This is a genomic window from Micromonospora sp. NPDC005413 (genome assembly GCF_040606435.1).
Taxonomy (GTDB): domain Bacteria; phylum Actinomycetota; class Actinomycetes; order Mycobacteriales; family Micromonosporaceae; genus Micromonospora.
Map to the genome: position 1 here is coordinate 1 of NZ_JBEXEV010000077.1, position 2,158 is coordinate 2,158.

The 2,158-nt window shown below is 67.7% G+C and carries 2 protein-coding genes; both read left to right on the plus strand.

The annotated features are described in order from the left end of the window. Positions 1–70: 70 nt before the first annotated feature. Positions 71–1,297 (plus strand): IS21 family transposase, encoded by a 1,227-nt coding sequence (istA, locus tag ABZS37_RS32640; protein ID WP_355175448.1) that lies wholly within the window; start codon positions 71–73, stop codon positions 1,295–1,297. Further along, positions 1,297–2,088: an IS21-like element helper ATPase IstB gene (gene istB / locus ABZS37_RS32645; protein WP_355175450.1), complete on the plus strand. Its 792-nt coding sequence runs from the start codon at positions 1,297–1,299 to the stop codon at positions 2,086–2,088. Before istA ends, istB begins: the two co-directional genes overlap by 1 nt. Positions 2,089–2,158 lie beyond the last annotated feature (70 nt).

The window sequence follows — 2,158 nt, forward strand, 5'->3', positions numbered from 1 at the left end:
TGTCGGCTCCGCCTGAAAACTGACCACGTGGTTCCGGCTGAATCGGGACCACCTCCTGAAGCATCGGGAGGTGCTGAACGTGGAGGACTGGGCGGAGATCCGGCGGCTGCGGCGGTCGGAGGGCATGGCGATCCAGGCCATCGCTCGGCGGTTGAGGATGTCTCGCAACACCGTGAAGAAGGCCCTGGCCAGTGATGAGCCGCCGCGGTATCAGCGGGCGGCGAAGGGCTCGATCGTGGATGCGGTCGAGCCGCAGATCAGGGCATTGTTAGCGGAGTTCCCGGACATGCCCTCGACGGTGATTATGGAACGGGTTGGGTGGACCCGGGGGAAGACGGTGTTCGCCGATCGGGTGCAGCAGTTGCGGCCGTTGTTCCGCCGCCCGGACCCGGCCCAGCGCACTGACTATCTGCCGGGTGAACTGGCGCAGTGTGACCTGTGGTTCCCGCCGGCGGACGTGGCGTTGGGCTTTGGGCAGGTCGGCAGGCCGCCGGTGCTGGTGATGGTGTCGGGGTATTCGCGGTGGCTGTCGGCGCTGATGATCCCGTCCCGGCAGTCACCGGACCTGTTGGCCGGGCACTGGACGTTGATCTCCGGGTGGGACCGGACGCCCAAGGCTCTGGTGTGGGACAACGAGTCCGCGGTCGGGCAGTGGCGGGCCGGCCGTCCGCAGCTGACCGAGACGATGAACGCCTTCCGCGGCACCCTCGGCATCAGGGTGATCCAGTGCCGGCCGGCGGACCCGGAAGCCAAGGGCCTGGTTGAGCGGGCCAACGGCTATCTCGAGACGTCGTTCCTGCCCGGGCGCCGGTTCGGCTCACCGCAGGACTTTAACGCCCAGCTCACCGAGTGGCTGGTGCGGGCGAACAACCGCCAACACCGGGCGTTGGGCTGCCGCCCGGCCGAGCGGTGGGACGCCGACCGGGGCGCGATGCTGTCGCTGCCGCCGGTGGCGCCGGTGGTTGGCTGGCGACAGACCACGCGCCTGCCCCGAGATCACTACGTTCGGTTGGACAGCAACGACTACTCGGTGCATCCCTCGGTCGTCGGGCGTCGTGTCGACATCACCGCTGACGCCGATCGGGTGCAGGTGTTCTGCGACAGCCGCCAGGTCGCCCGACACGACCGCTGCTGGGCCAAGCATCAGAGCATCACCGACCCGGCTCACCGCCAGGCCGCCGCCGATCTGCGCACTGCCGCCCGGCAGGCGCCGGCACCGGCAGCCGCCGCCGAGGTCGAGCAGCGGCGACTCAGCGACTACGACCAGATGTTCGGCCTGAACGAGGTGGCTGCGTGATGGCCACCAAAACCAGCAACCGCAACGTCTCCTCCGAGATCGCGTTCCTCAGCCGCGCACTGAAAGCACCCTCCCTCGCCGCGTCGGTGCAACGCCTCGCCGAGCGGGCCCGGGCGGAGTCGTGGACGCATGAGGAGTTCCTCGCCGCCTGCCTGCAACGCGAAGTCGCCGCCCGCGAAACCCACGGCGGTGAAGGCCGAATCCGAGCAGCCCGCTTCCCGGCCCGCAAAAGCCTCGAGGAGTTCGACTACGAGCACCAACGATCGTTGAAGCGGGAGACCATCGCTCACCTGGGCACCCTGGACTTCGTGGCGTCGAAAGAGAACGTCGTGTTCTTGGGCCCTCCCGGCACCGGCAAAACCCACCTGTCCATCGGCCTCGGGATCCGGGCCTGCCAGGCCGGACACCGCGTCGCGTTCGCCACTGCCGCTCAATGGGTGTCCCGCCTCGCTGACGCCCACCACGCTGGGCGCCTGCAAGACGAACTGGTCAAACTCGGCCGGGTCCCGCTGCTGATCGTTGACGAGGTCGGCTATATCCCCTTCGAAGCCGAAGCGGCGAACCTGTTCTTCCAACTCGTCTCCAACCGTTACGAACGAGCCTCGCTGATCGTCACCAGCAACAAGCCCTTCGGCCGTTGGGGTGAAGTCTTCGGCGACGACGTCGTCGCCGCGGCCATGATCGACCGCCTCGTCCACCACGCCGAAGTCATCTCCATGAAGGGCGACAGCTACCGACTCAAAGACCGCGACCTCGGCCGCGTCCCACCGGCCACCAAGACCAACGACTAAAGATCAACCAACCCGAGGTGGTCCACTTTCAGCCGGACCACGGTGGTCAGGGTTGGGGCGGCGTTGACAC